This is a genomic window from Brevundimonas sp. P7753, assembly GCF_013386595.1.
In the GTDB taxonomy this organism is placed as follows: domain Bacteria; phylum Pseudomonadota; class Alphaproteobacteria; order Caulobacterales; family Caulobacteraceae; genus Brevundimonas; species Brevundimonas bullata.
Genome location: NZ_JACARP010000042.1, coordinates 14,435 through 34,206, shown reverse-complemented (window position 1 = coordinate 34,206; position 19,772 = coordinate 14,435). Strand labels below are relative to the sequence as shown.

17 protein-coding genes are annotated in these 19,772 nt (G+C 69.5%); 7 read left to right on the top strand and 10 right to left on the bottom strand.

What is annotated here, in order from left to right:
• Positions 1–4: 4 nt before the first annotated feature.
• From HX774_RS09330 to HX774_RS09305, 6 genes are all read right to left on the bottom strand, one after another.
• Positions 5–3,205, bottom strand: a complete 3,201-nt coding sequence (locus HX774_RS09330; protein ID WP_178826239.1) for an efflux RND transporter permease subunit — start codon at positions 3,203–3,205, stop codon at positions 5–7.
• A gap of 11 nt (positions 3,206–3,216) precedes the next feature.
• Positions 3,217–4,377, bottom strand: a complete 1,161-nt coding sequence (locus HX774_RS09325; RefSeq protein ID WP_178826237.1) for an efflux RND transporter periplasmic adaptor subunit — start codon at positions 4,375–4,377, stop codon at positions 3,217–3,219.
• A complete protein-coding gene (locus HX774_RS09320) occupies positions 4,377–5,630 on the bottom strand; it encodes a TolC family protein (RefSeq protein ID WP_178826235.1) in 1,254 nt (417 codons plus the stop codon). The genes HX774_RS09325 and HX774_RS09320 overlap by 1 nt, the downstream gene beginning before the upstream one ends.
• Positions 5,631–5,684: 54 nt before the next feature.
• On the bottom strand, positions 5,685–6,047 hold the full coding sequence (locus HX774_RS09315) for a hypothetical protein (protein ID WP_178826233.1): 363 nt from the start codon (positions 6,045–6,047) through the stop codon (positions 5,685–5,687).
• A gap of 76 nt (positions 6,048–6,123) precedes the next feature.
• Positions 6,124–7,416, bottom strand: a complete 1,293-nt coding sequence (locus tag HX774_RS20065; protein ID WP_255500300.1) for a copper resistance protein B — start codon at positions 7,414–7,416, stop codon at positions 6,124–6,126.
• Positions 7,413–9,188, bottom strand: coding sequence for a copper resistance system multicopper oxidase (locus HX774_RS09305; RefSeq protein WP_178826231.1), 1,776 nt, complete (start codon positions 9,186–9,188; stop codon positions 7,413–7,415). The genes HX774_RS20065 and HX774_RS09305 overlap by 4 nt, the downstream gene beginning before the upstream one ends.
• Before the next feature lie 227 nt (positions 9,189–9,415).
• On the opposite strand from HX774_RS09305, the gene HX774_RS09300 reads away from it, so the two are divergent.
• Genes HX774_RS09300 through HX774_RS09285 form a run of 4 tightly spaced genes read left to right on the top strand, consistent with a single transcriptional unit; the run spans position 9,416 to position 13,000 of the window.
• Positions 9,416–11,899 (top strand): heavy metal translocating P-type ATPase, encoded by a 2,484-nt coding sequence (locus HX774_RS09300; protein ID WP_178826230.1) that lies wholly within the window; start codon positions 9,416–9,418, stop codon positions 11,897–11,899.
• A complete protein-coding gene (gene cueR / locus HX774_RS09295) occupies positions 11,896–12,315 on the top strand; it encodes a Cu(I)-responsive transcriptional regulator (protein WP_178826228.1) in 420 nt (139 codons plus the stop codon). Before HX774_RS09300 ends, cueR begins: the two co-directional genes overlap by 4 nt.
• Complete coding sequence (locus tag HX774_RS09290; RefSeq protein ID WP_178826226.1) at positions 12,312–12,509, top strand: heavy-metal-associated domain-containing protein; 198 nt, start codon at positions 12,312–12,314, stop codon at positions 12,507–12,509. Before cueR ends, HX774_RS09290 begins: the two co-directional genes overlap by 4 nt.
• 2 nt (positions 12,510–12,511) lie before the next feature.
• Positions 12,512–13,000 carry a DUF411 domain-containing protein gene (locus HX774_RS09285; RefSeq protein WP_178826224.1) on the top strand — a complete coding sequence of 163 codons (489 nt, stop codon included), beginning with the start codon at positions 12,512–12,514 and terminating at the stop codon, positions 12,998–13,000.
• Between the two features lie 43 nt (positions 13,001–13,043).
• On the opposite strand, the gene HX774_RS09280 is transcribed toward HX774_RS09285, so the two are convergent.
• A complete protein-coding gene (locus tag HX774_RS09280; RefSeq protein WP_178826222.1) occupies positions 13,044–13,802 on the bottom strand; it encodes a 3-oxoacyl-ACP reductase in 759 nt (252 codons plus the stop codon).
• A gap of 170 nt (positions 13,803–13,972) precedes the next feature.
• Between HX774_RS09280 and HX774_RS09275 the strand changes: the two genes are divergently transcribed.
• The 3 genes from HX774_RS09275 to HX774_RS09265 are packed head-to-tail and all read left to right on the top strand — an operon-like array spanning position 13,973 to position 15,892.
• Positions 13,973–14,260: a metalloregulator ArsR/SmtB family transcription factor gene (locus HX774_RS09275; RefSeq protein WP_178826220.1), complete on the top strand. Its 288-nt coding sequence runs from the start codon at positions 13,973–13,975 to the stop codon at positions 14,258–14,260.
• Positions 14,257–14,937: an SdpI family protein gene (locus tag HX774_RS09270; RefSeq protein WP_178826217.1), complete on the top strand. Its 681-nt coding sequence runs from the start codon at positions 14,257–14,259 to the stop codon at positions 14,935–14,937. The genes HX774_RS09275 and HX774_RS09270 overlap by 4 nt, the downstream gene beginning before the upstream one ends.
• Positions 14,938–14,968: 31 nt before the next feature.
• Positions 14,969–15,892: an alpha/beta hydrolase gene (locus HX774_RS09265; RefSeq protein WP_178826215.1), complete on the top strand. Its 924-nt coding sequence runs from the start codon at positions 14,969–14,971 to the stop codon at positions 15,890–15,892.
• A gap of 146 nt (positions 15,893–16,038) precedes the next feature.
• On the opposite strand, the gene HX774_RS09260 is transcribed toward HX774_RS09265, so the two are convergent.
• The 3 genes from HX774_RS09260 to HX774_RS09250 all read right to left on the bottom strand — a co-directional run bounded on the left by HX774_RS09260 (position 16,039) and on the right by HX774_RS09250 (position 19,673).
• On the bottom strand, positions 16,039–16,806 hold the full coding sequence (locus HX774_RS09260) for a prephenate dehydrogenase/arogenate dehydrogenase family protein (protein WP_178826213.1): 768 nt from the start codon (positions 16,804–16,806) through the stop codon (positions 16,039–16,041).
• A 496-nt stretch (positions 16,807–17,302) separates the two neighbouring features.
• Positions 17,303–18,640 carry a dihydroorotase gene (locus tag HX774_RS09255; RefSeq protein ID WP_178826211.1) on the bottom strand — a complete coding sequence of 446 codons (1,338 nt, stop codon included), beginning with the start codon at positions 18,638–18,640 and terminating at the stop codon, positions 17,303–17,305.
• Positions 18,641–18,716: 76 nt separating this feature from the next.
• On the bottom strand, positions 18,717–19,673 hold the full coding sequence (locus HX774_RS09250) for a glycosyltransferase family 9 protein (protein ID WP_178826209.1): 957 nt from the start codon (positions 19,671–19,673) through the stop codon (positions 18,717–18,719).
• Positions 19,674–19,772 lie beyond the last annotated feature (99 nt).

Sequence of the window (19,772 nt, the reverse complement as noted above, 5' to 3'; positions counted from 1 at the left end):
GCCCTTAGACCACAGCCCGCCTTTTCACCGTCCGCGCCGCAAGGCTCGGCAGGACCAGCAGCGTCAGGGCCGTGGCGGTCAGCAGGCCGCCGATCACCACGGTCGCCAGCGGCTTTTGCACCTCGGCCCCAGCCCCGTGCGCCAGAGCCATGGGCAGGAAGCCGACGATGGCCACGGTCGCCGTGGTCAGCACCGCGCGCAACCGGCTGCACGCCCCCTGAACCGCCGCCTCAAGCGGGGCCAGCCCGGCTTCCAGCCGCTCGCGGATCGCCTGCATCAGCACCAGCCCGTTCAGGGTCGCCACCCCCGACACGGCGATGAAGCCGACCGCCGCCGAGACCGAGAAGGGCATCCCCCGCAGCAACAGGGCCAAGGCCCCGCCGACCAGGGCCAGAGGCACGCAGGCGAAGACCAGCCCCGCCTCCGTGAACGACCCTAGGGCCATGAACAGCAGGACGCCGATCAGGACGAAGACCACCGGCACGACCAGCGACAATCGCTGCTCGGCCCGTTTCAGGTTCTCGAACTGCCCGCCCCACTCCAGCCGATAGCCGGTCGGCAGGGGCACATCAGCCACCGCCTTTTGAGCCTCGGCGACAAAGCCGCCCAGGTCGCGGCCGCGCACATTGGCCTGAACCACCATGCGACGGCTGCCGTTGTGGCGACTGATCTGGTTCGGCCCCTCCCCCGTCTGGATGACGGCGAGCGAGGACAGGGGCGCGATCACCCCGGTGGCGGCGACGACAGGCAGGGCGGCCAGGCTGGCCGGGTCATTGCGCGCCTCGTCGGCCAGACGCACCACCACGTCAAAGCGGCGGTCGCCCTCGAAGATGCGGCCCGCCTGCGCGCCGCCCACCGCCGCCGACACCGTCTCGCTGACGTCCGCCGCCGACAGGCCGTAGCTGGCGGCGTTGAAGCGATCCACGCTGACCGTCAGGGTGGGCAGGCCCGACACCTGTTCGACCTTGACGTCCGCCGCGCCCGGCGTCTGGCGCAGGCGGTCGGCCACCTGGTCGGCGACCGCCTTCATCTGCTCGAAATCCTCGCCATAGATCATGACGGCCAGGTCGCTGCGCACGCCCGAGATCAGCTCATTGAACCGCAGTTCGATCGGCTGGCTGAACTCGAAGGCATTGCCGATCTGCTGACCGGCCGTCTGCTCAATCCGCTCGATCAGTTCCTCTTTCGTCAGCTTAGGGTCCGGCCAGGCCTTGCGGTCCTTCAGGATGATGACGCTGTCCGAGACATTGACCGGCATGGGATCGACCGCCGCCTCGGCGGTGCCGGTGCGTGAAAAGACGGTCTCGATCTCGGGCATGGCCTTGATGGCCCGTTCCAGCCCCCTCTGCATCTGAAGCGACTGCTCCAGCGAGACTGACGGCACGCGCGACGCCTGCATGGCGATGTCGCCCTCGTCCAGCGTCGGGACGAACTCGCGCCCCAGGGTCGCAAACGACACGGCCCCGAGCGCCAGCGCAGCCAGAGCCGCCGCCAGCACCGCCTTGGGCCGCGCCGCCGCCGCCCGGATCGCCGGTTCGATGCCCCGCCGGGCGACGCGCAACAGGCGCGTCTCATGCTCTTCGATCTGACCCTTGGCGCCGAGACGGACGTCTCTAGACTCGCGCACCAGCAGGGCCGCCATCGCCGGAACGAAGGTGAAGGAAAAGACGAAGGCTCCGACCAGGGCCAGCATGACGGTCGCGCCCATCGGCACGAAGGTCTTGCCCTCCACCCCTTCCAGCAGCAGCAGGGGCGTGAAAACCAGGAGGATGATCAGTTGGCCGAACGCCGCCGGCTTGACCATCTGGCGCGCCGCGCGGACGGCGATGTCCAGCCGCTCACTTACGACCAGCGGCCGCCCCAGTTCGCCCCGCCTCTGGCTCAGCATCAGCAAGGTGTTCTCGATCACTACCACCCCGCCGTCGACCATCAGGCCGAAGTCAAGCGCGCCCAGACTCATCAGGTTTCCGCTGATGCCGAAACGGTTCATGCCGATGACGGCGAACAGGAAGCTCAACGGGATCATCAGGGCCGTGATCGCCGCCGCCCGGAAATCGCCCAGCAGCAGGAACAGGACGACGATGACCAGCATGGCCCCCTCGGCCAGGTTGCGGGCCACGGTGGCGATGGTGGAATCGACCAGTTGGCTGCGATCCAGCACCGGCACGGCGGCCACATCGGGCGGCAGGCTGTCGCTGACGCGCGCCAGTTGCCGGGCCGCCGCCTGCGCCACGGTGCGGCTGTTCTCTCCGGCCAGCATCAGGGCCGTGCCGAGCACCGCCTCATGCCCGTCGCGGCTGGCGCCGCCCAGACGCGGCGCCTGGCCGATCTCGACCCTGGCCACATCCGCGACCCGCACCGTCAGCCCGGCCCGGTTGACGACCGGCGCCTGAGCCAGATCCTCGACCGTGGCGGCCCTCGCGTCGACCCGCACCACCAGGGCCTCGCCCGCGCGCTGCACATGGCCGGCGCCGGCCTGAACATTGGCCCGCTCCAGCGCCGTCGCCAGATCGGTGACGGACAAGCCATAGCGGGTCAGGGCGGCCACGTCGGGCCGCACCGCATACTCCTTCACAAAGCCGCCGTTGACGTCGATCCCCGCCAGCCCCGGCGTGGTCCGCATCTGCGGCGCGATGATCCAGTCCTGCACCGTCCGCAGATAGGTGGCGCGCTGCGCCGGCGTCGTCAGCCGCTCGCCCTCGGGCGTCAGATAGACGCCGTCAGCCTGCCAGCCGGGCTTGCCTGCCTTGACGTTGCGGGCGTCGAACGGCGCATAGTCCACCGTCCACATCAGCACCTCGCCCAGGCCCGTAGTGATTGGCGCTAGCGCCGGTTCGACGCCCTCGGGCAGGGAGGCGCCGCGCATCCGCTCGGCCACCTGCTGGCGTGCGAAATAGATGTCGGTACGGTCGGTGAAGACGACAGTGATCTGGCTGAAGCCGTTGCGCGACAGCGAGCGGGTGCTCTCCAGTCCCGGCAGCCCGGCCATCGCCGTCTCCAGCGGATAGGTGACTTGTCGCTCGACCTGTTCGGGCGCCAGAGCCGGCGCCAGGGTGGTGATCTGCACCTGACGATTGGTGATGTCGGGCACGGCGTCGATGGGCAGACGCGTCAGATTATAGAGGCCGAGCGCCGCGATCAGGGCCGCCGCCAGAACCACGAACCAGCGATGGCGGACCGAGGCCTCAATGATGAGTTTGAACATCAGACCTCTCCCTAGTGGCCGTGGTCGGCGTCGCCGAGACCCAGTTGGGCCTTCAGCAGGAAGGCCCCGGCGGCGGCGATCCGTTCGTCGCCGTCCAGCCCGCGCAGGATTTCGGTCTGCCCCCCGGCCTGACGCCCGGTCAGCACCGGCGCGGCCCGAAAGCCGCCCTCGACCTGGACGAAGACCACGGCGGTCCCCTCCATGGTCTGCACCGCCTCGGTCGGCACGGTCAGCCCGTCCGACGCCCCCGCCGTCGTCAGCACGCCCGCAACAGACGCCCCCGCCGGCGGCGCCTGGCCCTCGACCGGACGCGCGCGAATGACCGTGGCGCCGCTTTCGCCGCCCGCCCCCGCCGCCACGCCGATGACCACGGCGTCGACCTCTCCGGCCGGTCCCTGGGCTCGCAAGGTCTGGCCGACCCGCACCTGGGCCGCGGCCAGAGGCGGCGCGTGGAAGACCAGTTCAACCCTTGCCGGATCGGCCACCTCGGCCACCACTCCGCCCTGGGCTGCAAAGCCGCCGGGACCGACCTGAACCGAGGTGACAACGCCAGAGATCGGCGTCGTCACGCTCAAGCGACCGGATGCGTCCGGCGCCCCGCTGGCGGCGACCCGCGCCCTGGCCGCGCGCACGGCGGCCTCGGCGCCGAGATAGCGGGCGTGCGCCGTCTCGACATCCTGACGCGCCACCACGCCCTGCTCGGCCAGTCGGCGGTCGCGCTGATAGGCGCTGCGGGCGGCCTCGGCCGAAGCTGAGGCCGCGTCGGCGTCGGCGCGGATGACGGCCGCGTCCCCGCTGACCACGACGGCCAGAACCTGACCGGCGCGCACCGCCTGTCCCGGCGCAACTAGGACCCGCTCGACGCGCCCGCCGACCGGGGCCGCGACCGCCGCGCGGGCGTCGATCATCGGCTCGACCCGACCGGACAGACGCACTTCGCCGCCGCCGCCCTGTCCGACCGCCACGACGGAAATGCCCGAAGCCTGTATCTGTTCGGCGGTCAGCAGGACGACCCCTTCCGGCGCCTCAGGCGCGCCTGCCGCCTCTGCGGCTTCGGCGACCGCCGGCTCAGATCCGTCGCGGGTCAGCAGGAAGACCGCGCCGCCGATGGCGAGGACGGCGACAGCGGCGCCGGCCAGCAGCCGGGAGCGATGAGTCTGGAACGGACGCATCAGCGACCTCCTTCAAAGGGGGCGCGGCCTTGCAGGCGCGCCAGTTCGATTTCGGCGCGCACCCGCGCCAGACGGGCTTCGACCGCGGCGTCGCGCGCCGAGATCAGGGCCACGCGGGTCGAGCGCAGCTCCAGCTGGGATATCCGCCCCGCCTCGAACCCCAGCCGCGACAGGCGATAGGCCTCCTCGGCCGAGGCCACGCCCATGTCGCCCGCCGCGACCCGACTGGCCGAGGCGCGAAGCCGCGCCAGGGCCGCGCTTCGCTCGGCGGCGTCGGCCAGCCGCGCCCCCGCCACCCGCGCCTCGGCGGCGCGATGCTCGGCCCGCGCCGCGTCGATATTGCCCCGGTTCCGGTCGAACAGCGGCAGGGGCATGGACAGGCCGACGGTCAAGGCCGTGGCGTCCTCGGCCTGATAGCGGGTCACGCCCAGCGAGGCGCTGACATTGGGTCGGGCCTCGGCCCGTTCGCGTCCGATACGACGCTCAGCCGCCTCGGCTTCAGCCTCGGCCACGCGCACGGCCAGCGAAGCCGCGGCGTCCAGCGTCGCGGGCGAGGTCCGGTCCAGCACACCGGCCCCTACCGACGTCACCGGCGTCGGCAGCATGGCCTCGTCGGTCAGTCGCGCGAAGGCCACGTCACGCTCCGCCCGCGCACCCTCCACCGCCGCCCGCGCCATGGCCGCCTCGGTTTCGGCCTGGATGCCGCGCAACAGCGGTTCGCGCCCCTCCTCCACCAGCACCAGGGCGGCGCGGGCGTCGGCCACGGCCAGGGTCAGGGCGTCCTCGGCCAGAGCGAAACGACGTTCAGCCGCCTCGGCCTCGGCATAGGTCAGGGCCAGACGGGCGACCGTGTCGATACCCGCCTGTTCGCGGCGCAGGGCGCTGACCCCGACCTCGGCGCGGGCCACATCGACGCGCGCGCCGCGACGCCCGCCCAGTTCCAGGTTCTGGGTGAGGTCGAGACTGATCTCGGCCTCGCCCCATCCGGCATAGGGCTTGCCGCCCAGAACGCCGTCGGCGCGCAGGGCCAGCTCTGGATTGGCGCGGACACCGGCTTGGCGGAGGCGCGCCTCAGCGGCCTCCAGCAGGGCGTCGGCCTCGACCTGGGCAGGAGCGTTCCGCCCTATCCGCTCCAGCAGAATTTCATAGGCAGGCGCGGGGTCGGCCCTGACGGGGCCGACGTCCCAGACCGCGCAAGCGGCCAGGGCGCAGCCGACGAGCGCAAGCGGCCCCCGGCGTTTCAGGGAAGACATGGTTCATATCCCGAATGACTGACAAGAAGACGCGCCCATCGGCGCGGCGTCCGCTCAGCTTCGGGGAGGGCGTTCCAGTCCGCCGGGCACGCGCGACGTCAGCAGATCGCTCGGCAGGGGGGACAGTCGCGCAACGCCTGAAAAAGCCGCAGCAGGCGTTTCCAGGAAGGGAATCAGAGCGTTGGCCGCATGGTGGCAATGGCCGTGGGCGCAGGCCGCACCCGCAGGACCCGTGTGGTCGTCCGTATCCGCATCGTGGACTTCGACGACCAGCCCATCAGCCGTCGCCACATCATGCGGCAGCTCAGGGCCACAGACCGCCGCGTCGGCGACGGGCACGAGACCGAACATGGTGACGACGAGCGCCAGCAGCGCCCCCAACACCATTGTCCTGAATCCACCCTTGGCCATGGGCATCAGATAGCACAACGCGAACGGTTCGCACGACATTGATCGCCGCGCGCGCCCATCCGCCGCAGCGCCCGGTTCGTCATCAGAACCAGGCCTTGATCCCGACGACGAAGCGCGTCGCCTCCACGTCGTCGCCGCGCGCCTTGGCGTAGTCGGCGGTGTCGCCGAACGACCGGCTCCACTCCACGCCGACGTAGGGGGCGAATTCCTTGCGGATTTCATAGCGCAGGCGCAGCCCCGCCGTGACCGAGGTCAGGCCCGAACCCATCTCCAGCTCAGGAATATCGCTGGCCGACATTTCCAGTTCCAGCGCCGGCTGCAGAATCCACTTCTGGGTCAGGCGCTGGTCGTATTCGGCTTCAGCGCGTGCGGTCAGGTCGCCATCGGTCGACAGGAAGGCGGCGGCGCTCACCTCGAACCAGTAGGGCGCGACGCCCTGAACGCCGAGCGTCAAATGGGTCGTATCGTCGCCGTCGGGTCGGAAGTCCTGGCGAACCCCCGCCTGCACGTCCCAGAACGGGGCGACGGCGCGGCTGTAGAGGGCTTGAACCTCGGCGTCGTGCAGCTTGCCGTCGAAGGCGCCCTCGCCTTCGGTCTTCCACCAGAAGCGGTTGATGTCGCCGCCGGTCCAGCCCTGGGCGTTCCAGCTGTAGCCCTCCTCGCCATCGTCGAAACTGGCTTCGAGCGTATCAATCAGGACCGCCGTGGTGCGCACGTCGCCGTTCTCGGCCAGCAACTGCTTGCGCGCCGCCGCCATGACGGCGGGATCGAACAGCAGGTCCGCCGCATGGGCCGGCGCAGCGCGGGCGGCGGCGGGCGGCGGCGTCTCGACCATGCGCCCGCCGACCGCGTCGACGCTGGTCGGGATGTTGGGCGCACCGGGCGCCATGGCCGACATGTCATGACCTGCGTGGGGGTCCGCCGCCGGGGTCTGGCCCATGTCGTGACCCGCATGAGGATCAGCCGCCGGGGCCCTGTTGTGACCGGCATGAGGGTCGGCGGCGGGGGCCGTCTGCATCCCGCTCATGTCATGCCCGGCGTGCGGGTCGGTCGCAGCCGCCGGGGCCGCGCTCATGGCGTGACCCGCGTGGGGGTCAGCAGCAGGCTGAGCGCCGTGACCGGCGTGACCGCTCATGACGTGCCCAGCATGTGGATCGACGGCGGGAGCCTGGGCCGGGACCGGCGGCGTGGCGCGTTGAGGCTGAGACGCGGCGGCGCGCGGTTTGGGCGCGGGTCTCGGGCGCGCCTGCGGCGGACGAGCGGGCGCGGCCTGGGCGCCATGGCCTGCATGCCCGCCGTGCGTCTGGGCCACGGCGGAACCGGCGGCCAGCATCAGGGGCAGAACCGCGACGGCGGCGAACAGGGGGCGGCTCATCGGGCGGCTCCTTCCAGCGGACGAACCGTGACGACGTTGAACATCCCCGCATGCATGTGCATCAGCAGGTGACAGTGGAAGGCCCAGTCGCCCGGCGCGTCGGCGGTCAGGTCGAAGGTCACCTTCGAGCCCGGCGCGACATTGACCGTATGCTTTAGCGGCTGATGTCCATCGTGTCCGTTGACCAGCTCGAAGAAGTGGCCGTGCAGGTGGATCGGGTGGGCCATCATGGTGTCGTTGACCAGGGTGACGCGGACCCGCTCGTTCAGCTCGAAGCGGATGGGCTCGACCAACTCCGAGAACTTGCGCCCGTCAAAGCCCCACATGAACCGTTCCATATTTCCGGTCAGATGGATTTCCATCGAACGCGACGGCGGACGCGCATCCTTGTTCGGTTCAAGTGATCGCAGATCGGTATAGACCAGCACCCGGTGATCGACGTCCTGAAGCCCCTGAGGCCGCTCGCCCAGGCGGTTGGCGGGCGCGGGCGAGACCATGTCCACGCCGACGCCGACCGCCATGTCGGCGGGGGCGTTGTTGGGGTCACGCATGCTCATGGCGCCGTGGTCCATCGGCGCGGCGGCGGCGGCGGCTCCCGCCGCTGCACCATGAGCCGAATGGTCCATCCCCGCCATTGAGCCATGATCCATCCCGCCCATCCCCATATCGGCCATGGTCAGGTTGGGAACCTTGCGCAGCGGCGGGACCTCCGCCGTCATGCCCAGACGCGGGGCCAGGGTGGCGCGGCCCATGCCCGAACGGTCGATGGCTTCCGACACGATGGTGTAGGCCCGGTCCTCGGTCGGGCGGACGATGACGTCATAGGTCTCGGCGACCGAGATCTGGAACTCGTCGATCTCGACCGGACGCACATGCTCGCCGTCAGCCTGGACCACGGTCATGGCCAGACCCGGAATGCGGACGTTGAAGATCGACATGGCCGAGGCGTTGATGACGCGCAGCCGCACCCGCTCGCCGGGCCGGAACAGGCCGGTCCAGTTTTCCTGCGGGCCGTGGCCGTTGATCAGATAGGTATAGGTCGTGCCGTTGACGTCGAGGATGTCGCGCGGGTCCATCCGCATCCCCGCCCACATTCGACGCTCGGCCAGATCCATGCCGTCCGACCCGTCCAGCAGGCCCGCCAGCGTCGTCTTCTGCATGTTGAAGTAGCCGGGGCTCTTCTTCAGCTTGGCCAGGATTTCGTGCGGATGCAGGAAGCTCCAGTCCGACAGGACCAGCACGTGCTCGCGGTCATAACCGACGGGATCGACGCCCGCCGGGTCGATGACGATGGGGCCATAGTGGCCCATGGCCTCCTGCATCCCCGAATGGCTATGATACCAGTATGTGCCCGACTGCCTGATCGGGAACTCATAGACAAAGGTCTCGCGCGGCTTGATGCCGGGGAAGCTGATCCCCGGCACCCCGTCCATCTGGAACGGCAGCAGCAGGCCGTGCCAGTGGATCGAGGTGTCCTCGTCCAGGGTGTTCGTCACCGACAGGCGCACGTTCTGCCCCTCGCGCATCCGCAGCAGGGGCGCGGGCAGCAGGCCGTTGACGGTGAAGGCGTGGCCAGTGCGCCCGCCGACGGTGAAGTGGGAATGGCCCACCGTCAGGTCGATGTTCGGCCCCGTCAGCGTCGGCATATCGGCGCGCAGCCCCGGCGAACCCGTCTGGGCCCAAGCCGGCATCAGGCCCGAAAGGCCAAGCAGCCCGCCGCCCGCAGCCGCGCCGCGCAACAGGGACCTGCGATCGAGAGCCATGCTCGACATGGAGGGGATCATCCTTCTTGTACCGTCTCGCGTCCGACGAATGCGACGCGGGCTTCACTGGCTACTACGCAGCGTCGCCCCACGCCCCTTGCGACAGGACGCCACAGACAGGTCCAAGACTATCGCGCCGAGCGCGAGGGGATCATCACCTCGCTTTTGGGGCATTGACCTTCCTATGACGGGAAGGTTTAGAAGGATCAGGCTGTAAACGACGAAAGGCTCCGCCGATGTCCGCCGCCTCCCTGAAAATCCTCGACCTGCCGGTCCTCGGCATGACCTGCGCCAGCTGTGTCGGCCGGGTCGAGAAGGCCATTCGCGCCGTGCCCGGCGTGACCGAAGCCAACGTCAACCTGGCCGCCGAGCGGGCGCAGGTGTCGCTGAACGCCGACGGTTCGCCCGGCGCGGTCGCCGCCGCCATCCGCGCCGCCGGCTATGAGCCGCTGGAGGAAGAGGTCGCCTATCCGGTCCGCAACATGACCTGCGCCAGCTGCGTCGGTCGGGTGGAGAAGGCCCTAGCCGCCGTGCCCGGCGTCCTGGGCGCCAGCGTCAACCTGGCCACCGAACGGGCGACCGTCCGCTTCCTCTCCGGCGCCGTCGCCTTCCGCGACCTGGCCGCCGCCGTGCAGCAGGCGGGCTATGTTCTCGAACAACCGGATCAGGCCGACGCCGACGCAGGCGACCGCGAACAGGCCGCCCGCGCCGCCGAGATCCGCAACCTGGGGCGCGCCGTCCTGATCGCTGGCGTGGCGACCCTCCCCCTGTTCGTGCTGGAGATGGGCTCGCACTTCATCCCCGGCATGCATCACTGGCTGGAGCAGACCATCGGCACGCAGACCTGGCGGCTGATCAGCTTCGTCCTGGCCAGCTTTGTCCTGTTCGTTCCGGGCCTGATCTTCTTCCGCAAGGGCGTGCCCGCCCTGCTGCGCCGCGCGCCGGACATGAACTCCCTGGTGGTGCTGGGCGCCAGCGCGGCCTGGGCCTTCTCGACGGTCGCCACCTTCGCCCCCGGCCTGCTGCCCTCCGGCACGGCCAACGTCTATTTCGAGGCAGCCGCCGTCATCGTCACGCTGATTTTGGTCGGGCGCTGGATCGAGGCCCGCGCCAAGGGCCAGACCAGTCAGGCCATCCGCCGCCTGATGTCGATGCAGGCTAAAACCGCCCGCGTCGTGCGCGACGACGTCGAACAGGATGTCTCGATCGACACCGTGCAGGCCGGCGACATCATCGTCGTGCGCCCCGGCGAGCGCGTCCCCGTCGACGGCGTGGTGACCGAGGGCTCGTCCTGGCTCGACGAATCCATGCTGACCGGCGAACCCATCCCCGTCGAGAAGAGCGCGGGCGCCAAGGTCGTCGGCGGCACCCTGAACACCACCAGCGCCTTCCGCTTCGAGGCGCAGCAGGTCGGCGCCGAGACGGTGCTGGCCCAGATCGTCCGCATGGTCGAAACCGCCCAGGGCGCCAAGTTGCCCATTCAGGCCCTAGTCGACCGCGTCACCGGTTGGTTCGTCCCCGCCGTCATGGCCATCGCCGTCCTGACCTTCGCCGTCTGGTATCTGTTCGCGCCCGATCCGGCGCTCGGCATGGCCCTGGTCGCCGCCGTGTCGGTGCTGATCATCGCCTGCCCCTGCGCCATGGGTCTGGCCACGCCGACCTCGATCATGGTGGGCGTAGGCCGCGCCGCTGAACTGGGCGTCCTGTTCCGCAAGGGCGAGGCGCTGCAAGCCCTGCAAGGGGTCCAGGTCATCGCCTTCGACAAAACTGGCACCCTGACGGCGGGGCGCCCCGAGCTGACCGACCTGACCGTGGCCGAGGGCTTCGCTGAAGACGAGGTCCTGGCCCTGGTCGCCGCCATCGAGGGACAGTCGGAACACCCCGTCGCCCGCGCCCTGGTCGAGGCCGCCGCCGCGCGCGGCTTGATCATCGCCCGTCCCGAGACCTTCGATTCCGTGCCCGGCAAGGGCGTGGCGGGCGTCGTCGCGGGCCGCCGCATCGCGGTCGGCGCCGACCGCTACATGGCCGAGCTGGGCCACGATGTCGCCGTCTTCGCTGACGCCGCCGCCCATCTGGGCGACGAGGGCAAGACGCCCCTCTACGCCGCCATCGACGGCAAATTGGCCGCCGTCATCGCCGTGGCCGATCCGATCAAGCCGACCACCGCCGCCGCCATCCAGGCCATGCATGGCCTGGGGCTGAAGGTGGCGATGATCACCGGCGACAACCGCCGCACCGCCGCCGCCGTCGCCCGCCTGCTGGGCATCGACGAGGTCCATGCCGAGGTCATGCCCGACGGCAAGGTCGCCGCCATCAACGCCCTCAAGGCCGGGGGTCGCCGCGTCGCCTTCGTCGGCGACGGGGTCAACGACGCCCCGGCCCTGGCCACCGCCGACGTCGGTCTGGCGGTCGGCGGCGGCGCCGACGTAGCCATCGAAAGCGCCGACGTGGTCCTGACCGGCGGCGACCTGCGCGGCGCGGTCAGCGCCATCGGCCTGTCGCGCGCCACCATGACCAACATCCGCCAGAACCTGGCCTGGGCCTTCGGCTACAACGTCCTGCTGATCCCGGTCGCGGCGGGCGTCCTCTATCCCGCCTTCGGCTACATGCTGTCGCCCATGCTGGCGGCGGGAGCCATGGCCCTGTCCAGCGTCAGCGTCGTGTTGAACGCCCTGCGCCTGCGCGCCTTCAAACCTCACATTGAAGGAGCCGCCCGATGAACATCGGCAAGGCCTCTCTCGCCACCGGCGTCTCGGCCAAGATGATCCGCTATTACGAAACCGTCGGCCTGATCCGACCGTCCGAGCGGACCGAGAGCAACTATCGCGACTTCAACGAGCGCGACCTCAACGACCTGCGCTTCATCCGACGCGCCCGCAGCCTGGGCTTCTCGGTCGAGGAGATCAGTCGCCTGCTGTCCCTGTGGCGCGACCGCAACCGGCCCAGCCGCGAGGTCAAGGCCATGGCCGAGAAGCACGTCGCCGACCTCGACGCCCGCATCAAGGAGATGCAGGCCATAGCCGACGCCCTGCGCGACCTGTCGCGCTGCTGCGCCGGCGACGACCGCCCCGACTGCCCCATCCTGTCCGACCTGGCGGGTTCGCCCGCCGCCGCTTCCCAAGGAGTCACCCCATGATCGCCCTGACCATTCCCAAGATCCGCTGCGGCGGCTGCGTCGCCAGCGTCGAGAAGGCCATTCACGCCGTCGACGCCTCGGCCCAAATCACCGCCGACATCGAGGCCTGCCGCGTCGAGGTGACGACCAGCGCTGACCGTCAAACCCTGCTGACCGCGCTCGACGCCGCCGGCTATCCGGCTGAGGCCGCCTGAGCATGAAGAAGATGAAGATCGCCACCCTCGCCTTCGGCGCCGCCATCCTGGGCGGCGCGGGCTTCCTGCTGAACGGCCTGCCGACTGTGGCCCAGGCCTCGGACATGACCGTCTACAAGAGCGATTCCTGCGGCTGCTGCGGCGGCTGGGTCGAGCATATGCGCAAGGCCGGCTACGCCATCACAATTGTCCCGACCGATGATCTGGCCCCGGTGAAGGCCCGTCTGGGCGTGCCGCAATCCCTGTGGTCCTGCCACACCGCCGTCGTCGACGGCAAGGTGATCGAGGGCCACGTCCCCGCCGCCGCCGTCAACGCCTTCCTGCAGACGCCGGGCGCCTCTCGCGGTATCGGCGTGGGCGGCATGCCGACCGGCTCGCCCGGCATGGAGGCCCCCGGCTACGCCCCCGAACGCTACGACGTCATGCGTTTCGGCAGCGGCGGCCCCGCCCCTTTCATGACCTTCGAGGGCGCGAACCCGGTTCGCCGCTAAAAGCAAAAGGCCCCGCCAGCGAACTGGCGGGGCCTTTTCATATTCAGCCCCGAACCAGCCCGCCGTCGACCACCAGGTTCTGCCCCGTCACCGCCCGGCTCCACGGCGAGGCGAAGAACAGCACCGCGTCGGCGAACTCCTGCGGCGTCGTCACCGAGCGCAGCGGCGTCATCCCGGCGATCAGGTCGAACACCGCATCCGGCGTCGCCGCACTGGCGTCCGTGGTCCGCAGCAAGCCGCCCGAGACCATGTTGACCGTAATGCCCGACGGCCCCAGATCGCCCGCCGCCGTCCGCGTCAGGCTGAGCAAAGCCGCTTTGGCGGCGGTGTAGTCGTGATAGGGCACCACCGGGTTCTGGAACAGGTTGGTGCCGATGTTGACCACCCGGCCGAACTTCTGCGCGCTCATGCCCGGCGCCGTCGCCTGAATGACGTTCAGCGCCCCCCGGATCACGGTCGAGAACTGACGCGCCATGTCTTCCCACGGAATGTCGGCCATCTGCGCCCGGGCGTCGCCGTTGAAGCTGTAGTCCAGGGCGTTGTTGACCACGGTGCTGATCGGGGCGCCGAAATGGACCTGCGCCTTCGCCACCATGGCCTCGACCGCCGCGCGGTCGGTCACATCGGCCTGCAGAGCGACAGCTCGCTCGCCCAGCTCGGTCGCCAAGCCTTGCGCCTGCTCGCCGCTGGCCCGCCAGTTGATCACGACCCGTGCGCCCTGCCCGGCAAAGGCCCGCGCCGCCGCCGCGCCGACGCCACGCGCGCCGCCAGTGATGAGAACGATCTGATCGCGGATGTCCATGGGCCTCTCCTCAACTCGAAACGGGCTGAGCCATAGGCCGCTCCCCCTCGCCCGTCATCCCGGAAAGGGCGCAGTCGACGCCGGGATGAACGGTCTGAGGAGGCACGCGCCGCCTCGGCTTCGCCAAACACGGATTGCATTTAGCCAAAACCCTAATTAGCTTCTTCCCTATGAACAGCCTGTTCAAAGCCCTGTCCCATCCGGTGCGGCGCCGCATCATCGCCATGCTGCGAGCAGGACCTCTGGCGTCCGGCGACATCGCCGCCGCCTTCCACATGAGCTGGCCGACCATCACCGGCCACCTCAACGCGCTGAAAGAGGCCGGCCTGGTCAGCCCCGAGCGCGACGGCCAGTCGATCCGCTACCGGCTGGAGATCTCGGCGGTAGAGGAGGCCCTGGCCTTCCTCATGGACCTCAGCGGAACAGGCAGGACGAACGAGGAGGAGACGCCGAAATGATCAAGACCCGCTTCACCGTGCTGGACGCCCTGACCGCCTTGACGGTCGTTGGCCTCGCCGCGGTCGCCATCGGCGTTCAGGTCACAGGTCCGGCCGGGCCAGTCCCCATGCATTTCGACATTCACGGCCAGCCCGACCGCTGGGGCGACCGCAGCGAACTGGCCAGCCTGATCGGCTTCATGGCCGTCATGGCCGCCATCACCGCCGGGCCGATGAGCTGGTACGCCAAGCGCACGCCCGACGACGCCCGACGGCGCGGTCTGGAGATCGGCCAGATGGTCTCCCTCCTGGCCATCGTCGGCACCAGCGCCTTCATGGTCTGGATGATCCTCGGACGCGGCGCCGCGCAGCCGGGCGTGTCCATGGGCATGACCGCCGCCATGATGAGCCTGCTGTTCGCGGTCATGGGCGCCTTCATGGGCCGCATCGCGCCCAATCCCATCATCGGCGTCCGCACGCCCTGGAACTACAAGAGCCGCCTGGCCTGGGATCGCTCAAACCGGCTTGCGGGTCGCCTCTTCTTCTGGTTGGGCCTCGCCGGTCTGATCACCGCCCCCGTCTTGCCCCAGCCGCTGGGCTTCAGCCTGCTGATCGCGGGCGTCCTGATCGCCGCCGGTTGGTCGGTGTTCGAAAGCTGGCGCGTCTGGCGCGCCGACCCAGACCGCCAGCCCTTCTGACCCTTCTGCAAATCCCACGACGGAGACGACCATGCTGACCCTCGCCGCCGCCCTGCTGCTCTCGCCGGTCTCGACGCCGGTCGAGCTGGCCTCGACGCCCGCCGCTCTCCACGGGACCCTGCTGACGCCCGAGGGTCAGACGCGCGCCGCCGCCGTCATCCTGCCCGGCTCCGGCCCAACCGACCGTGACGGGAACAGCGCCCAGTTCGGCATCAAGGCCGCCTCCTACCGCCTGCTGGCCGAGGGGCTGGCCGAACGCGGCGTCGCCACGATCCGCATCGACAAGCGCGGCATCGGCGAGAGCGCGGCTGCGGGGCCCGCCGAGACCGACCTGCGTTTCAACACCTATGCCGATGACGCCCGCGCCTGGGCCGCAGAGGCGGCTGCGAAGACGGGCCATCCCTGCGCCTGGCTGATCGGCCACAGCGAAGGCGCGCTGGTCGCCCTGAAGGCGGTCGCCAGCCACGACGACAATATCTGCGGCCTGGTCCTGTTGTCCGGCGCCGGTCGTCCGGCGGGCGTGGTGCTGCGCGAACAATTGGCCGCCCTGCCCGAGCCGCTGAAGACCCGCGCCTACGACGTCCTGAGCGAGGTTGAGGCCGGCCGCACCGTGGCGGACCCGCCCGCCGAACTGACCGCCCTGTTCCGTCCCTCGGTCCAGCCCTATCTGATCTCCTGGCTGACGCTGGCCCCAGCTGACTTGGCCGCCGCCTACGACGGACCCATCTTCGTCGGTCAGGGGACCACCGACCTTCAGGTCAGCGTCGCCGACGCCCAGGCGATCAAGGCCGCCCAGCCGCGCGCCGACCTCGTCGTCTGGGACGGCGTCAACCATGTGCTGAAGACCGCGCCCACCGACCGCGCCGCCAATGTCGCCACCTATATGGACCCGGCCCTGCCGCTGGCCCCCGGCGTGGTCGAGGCGGTGGCGGATTTCGTGCTGAAGAGGCGGTAATCGTTCGTTCCTCCCCATTTCATGGGGAGGTGGCGCGGCGGCGCAGCCGACGTGACGGAGGGGGCGACTCTACGTTAACCGTCTGTGCCGCCCCCTCCACCACTTCGTGGTCCCCCTCCCCACAGAGTGGGGAGGAAAGGTGAAGCCTACCCGTCCAGCTCCGCCCTCGCCTGCTCCGCCAGGTCAAAGAACCGCCGCCGCACCTCGGCGGCGTAGGGGTTGTCGTGTTCGATGGCGCGGAACACCGCTGCGCTGTCGTGGCGGACCATGTCGACGCCCTGCATGACGCGCTCGAAGCTGGTCGTGGTCATCCGTGTCGGCAGCGGCTCCATGGCCAGCAGAACCTTGGCGATCAGGTGGGTCAGGCCCTGGACCGTGGCCGCCTCGCGGTCGTGATCCTCGGGCGTGACGACGAAGACCTTGAGCCCCAGCGCCTTGCGACAGAAGGCGGCCACGCGCCACGCCGCCTTGTCGCCGCGCACCGGACAGACGGCGATGCGCAGGCCCGCGATGCCGTCCTTGCCGCTCTGGGGACCGAACAGGGGGTGGGTTCCGACGATCTGCACACCCTCGGGCAGGCCCTCCAGCATGACCTTGGCCGGCTTCACCTTCACCGAACCGACATCGAGGATCAGGGCGCCGGACGCCAGATGCGGCGCGATGGCCGCAACCGTATGGGTCAATACCTCGACCGGCACAGCCAGCACCACCACCGAACAGGCCGCCGCCTCTTCCAGCGTCGTCAGCCGCACTAGCCCCTCGCCGTCGCTGGCCGCCGGGTCATAGGCGAGAATGTCGAACCAGGGCGACAGATGCCGCGCCGTCAGCCGCCCAAAGGCGCCGAAGCCGATCAGGCCCAGGCGAGAGCGAAAGACCGGAGCAACCGCGTCGGGTTTCGATGCAGCGCCTCTCATCGAGCCCCCTCCCTGCATTGTGCCGCCCACGCATCAAGCGAAGCTATTGCCGACTTCATAACAGCGCCTGGGTTCGCTTTGACATCACCCCAGGACACAACCACGGCGTAGCCTCGCCACGACATGACGGCGCGGCACATTTCAGAACAGGCGTACAGCACGCCGGGAGTCGCGCTGTCTGCGACAGGCCTAGATGGAAGCAGACTGATCAAATACTCATCATAGCCCGTGGCCGCTTCGATGCCCTCAAGCTCGGCGTCGCCGATACTTCGAAGAGGCTGGTACGGAATAGATACGTTTACACCGTCCACCGTTACGCCAGCCAAGCAAGGCGCAGATGTTCGACTCACGCTGACGAACCGCTCGTTGCTCTCGACATCGCACACCCGCGCAATCTCTCGGATCTCACACGGCGCAAGAACAGAGGCTTCCTCGGTAGAACACCCCGCCAGAGCGGCCGACACCATAGCCAACCATGCGGAACCGATCAGGCCTTTCACCCCGCCAGCGTCTCCTGGAACCGCACCGGCTGGCCATGCGCCTGGCCGATCAGTTCGCCGTCCTTCATCACCACGCGGCCGCGCACGATGGTGGCCACCGGCCAGCCGGTCGTCTCGAAGCCGTCGAAGGGCGTCCAGCCGCAGCGGCTGGCCTGCTGATCGTGGGCGATGGTCTTCTTCGCCTTCAGATCGACGATGGTCAGGTCGGCGTCATAGCTGACGGCCATCCGCCCCTTGTTGGCCGTGCCGAACACCCGCTGCGCCCCGCCTGAGGTCAGGTCGATGAAACGCTCCAGCGACAGACGCCCGTTGGCCACATGGGTCAGCATCAGCGGCACCAGGGTCTGCACCCCCGGCATCCCCGACGGTGAGGCCGGATAGGGCTTGGATTTTTCTTCCTTCGTGTGCGGCGCATGGTCCGAGCCGAGCACGTCGGCCACGCCCTGCTGCATGCCCCATAGCCACAGGGCGTCGACGTGCTCCTGCGAGCGGATCGGCGGGTTCATCTGGGCGTAGGCGCCGAGACGTTCGTAAGCTTCGGGGGCCACCAGGGTCAGGTGTTGCGGCGTGATCTCGACGGTGGCGACATCCTTGTGGAAGCGCAGGAACTCCATCTCATCCTTGGTCGTGACGTGCAGGACGTGGATGCGGGCGCCGGTCTCCTTGGCTAGGCCGACCAGACGGCGCGTGGACATGATGGCGCTTTCGGCGTCGCGGACCTCGGGGTGGCTGGTCCAGTCGCCGGTGCGGGCCAGGCTGCGGCGCTCGACCAGTCGGTATTCGTCCTCGGAGTGGAAGGTGGCGCGACGGCGCACGTTCGACAGCACCTTCCTCACCCCCTCGTCGTCGGCGATCAGCAGGTCGCCGGTCGAGGCGCCCATGAAGACCTTGACCCCGCAGCAGCCCGGCAGGCGCTCCAGATCGGCCAGATACTCGGCGTTCTCATGGGTGCCGCCGACGTAGAAGGCGTGGTCGGTCCACATCCGGTTGTTCGCCCGGACCAGCTTGTCGGCCATGGTGTCCGGGTCGGTCGTGTTGGGATTGGTGTTCGGCATCTCGAACACGGCGACGACGCCGCCCAGGGCCGCCGCGCGGCTGCCCGTCTCAAGGTCCTCCTTCCATTCCAGACCCGGCTCGCGGAAATGGACCTGGGTGTCGATGACGCCCGGCAGGACGGTCAGGCCCGTGGCGTCGAACACCTCGCCCGCCGAGGCCTGGGACAGATCGCCGATGAAGGCGATGCGCCCGTCGATGACGCCGACGTCGGCCATGCCGCGTCCGGCGTGGTTGGCGACTTCGCCGCCCCGCACGATCAGGTCATAGGTCTGGGTCATTGGCGCATCTCCTGAGGTCGAGCGCTTATGCGCGCCTGACGCCTCATGGGACAACCCCTCGCCCACTCAGGAAGGGTCAGTCGGCCAGTTGCGCCAGCAGCTTCTTCGACGCCTTCAACACCCGCTCATAGGGCAGGTCCATCATGTGCTGGATGTGCTGGTTCAGGCGCGGGTCCATGTCGATGAACTCTTGCAGGCTGCGCGGACCGCGCACCGCCACCCCGGTCCAGGGACGACGCAGGACCTCGTCCGAGGGACCGAACACGGCCACCGTCGGCACGCCCGCCGCCACCGCCAACTGGGTCCACAGCGAGTCACCGCCGATATAGAAGTCAGCGCGCGACAGGGCCGCGACCGTCTGCAACCGCGTCAGCCGGCCTTGCAGTTCGATCACCCGCTCGCGCTTGACGGCGAAGCGGATCGAGTGGGCCGCGTCGCGGTCGGCCTCTTCGCCGACGATCATCAGCCGCCCCCCGGCCAGGGGTCCCCCTTCGCCGAGCAGGGACAGGGCCACCTTGGCGTAGCGGTCGGCGGGCCAGCGCTTGCCGATCCAGTCCACGCCCGGCCCGATGGCCAGGATCGGACCTTCGCCCGGCGGGATCAGGGCGTCGGCGGCTTCCTGCGTATCGCGTCCGACGAACAGTTTCGGCGCCGGAATCTCGTCCAGTTGCAGCACCCGCGCCGCCTGCTCGACCAGATGGACGTCGGGCAAGACCTTGCCCTTCACCGCCCGCTTCTGGCGTCGCAGCTTGCCCGACAGGGTCGAGCCGCGCATGTCGGCCACCAGCCCCCAGTGTGTCTCGCGCACCTGGTTCCACAGGGCGATCCAGTCCCAGCGCCCGTCGCGGTCCAGAACGATCAGCCGCTCCAGCCGGGGCGTGTCCGCAAACAGGGGTGCGCTGGCCGCCGAACCGACGACAGTGAAGGTGGCGTGCGGGATGGCCTCGACCAGATGGGCGAGCGTGCCCGACGAGAGGACCGCCTCTTCAGCGTCCGCCTCGGCGATATAGAGGATCGGGAAACGCCCATGCATCAGACGACCCTAGAGGGATTCTCTACGGAATTCAGCGTAGATAAGACGTGACGCCGGTTCCGTGAGCGAAGTTCGCCCTGACCGCTGCGCAACCGGGCG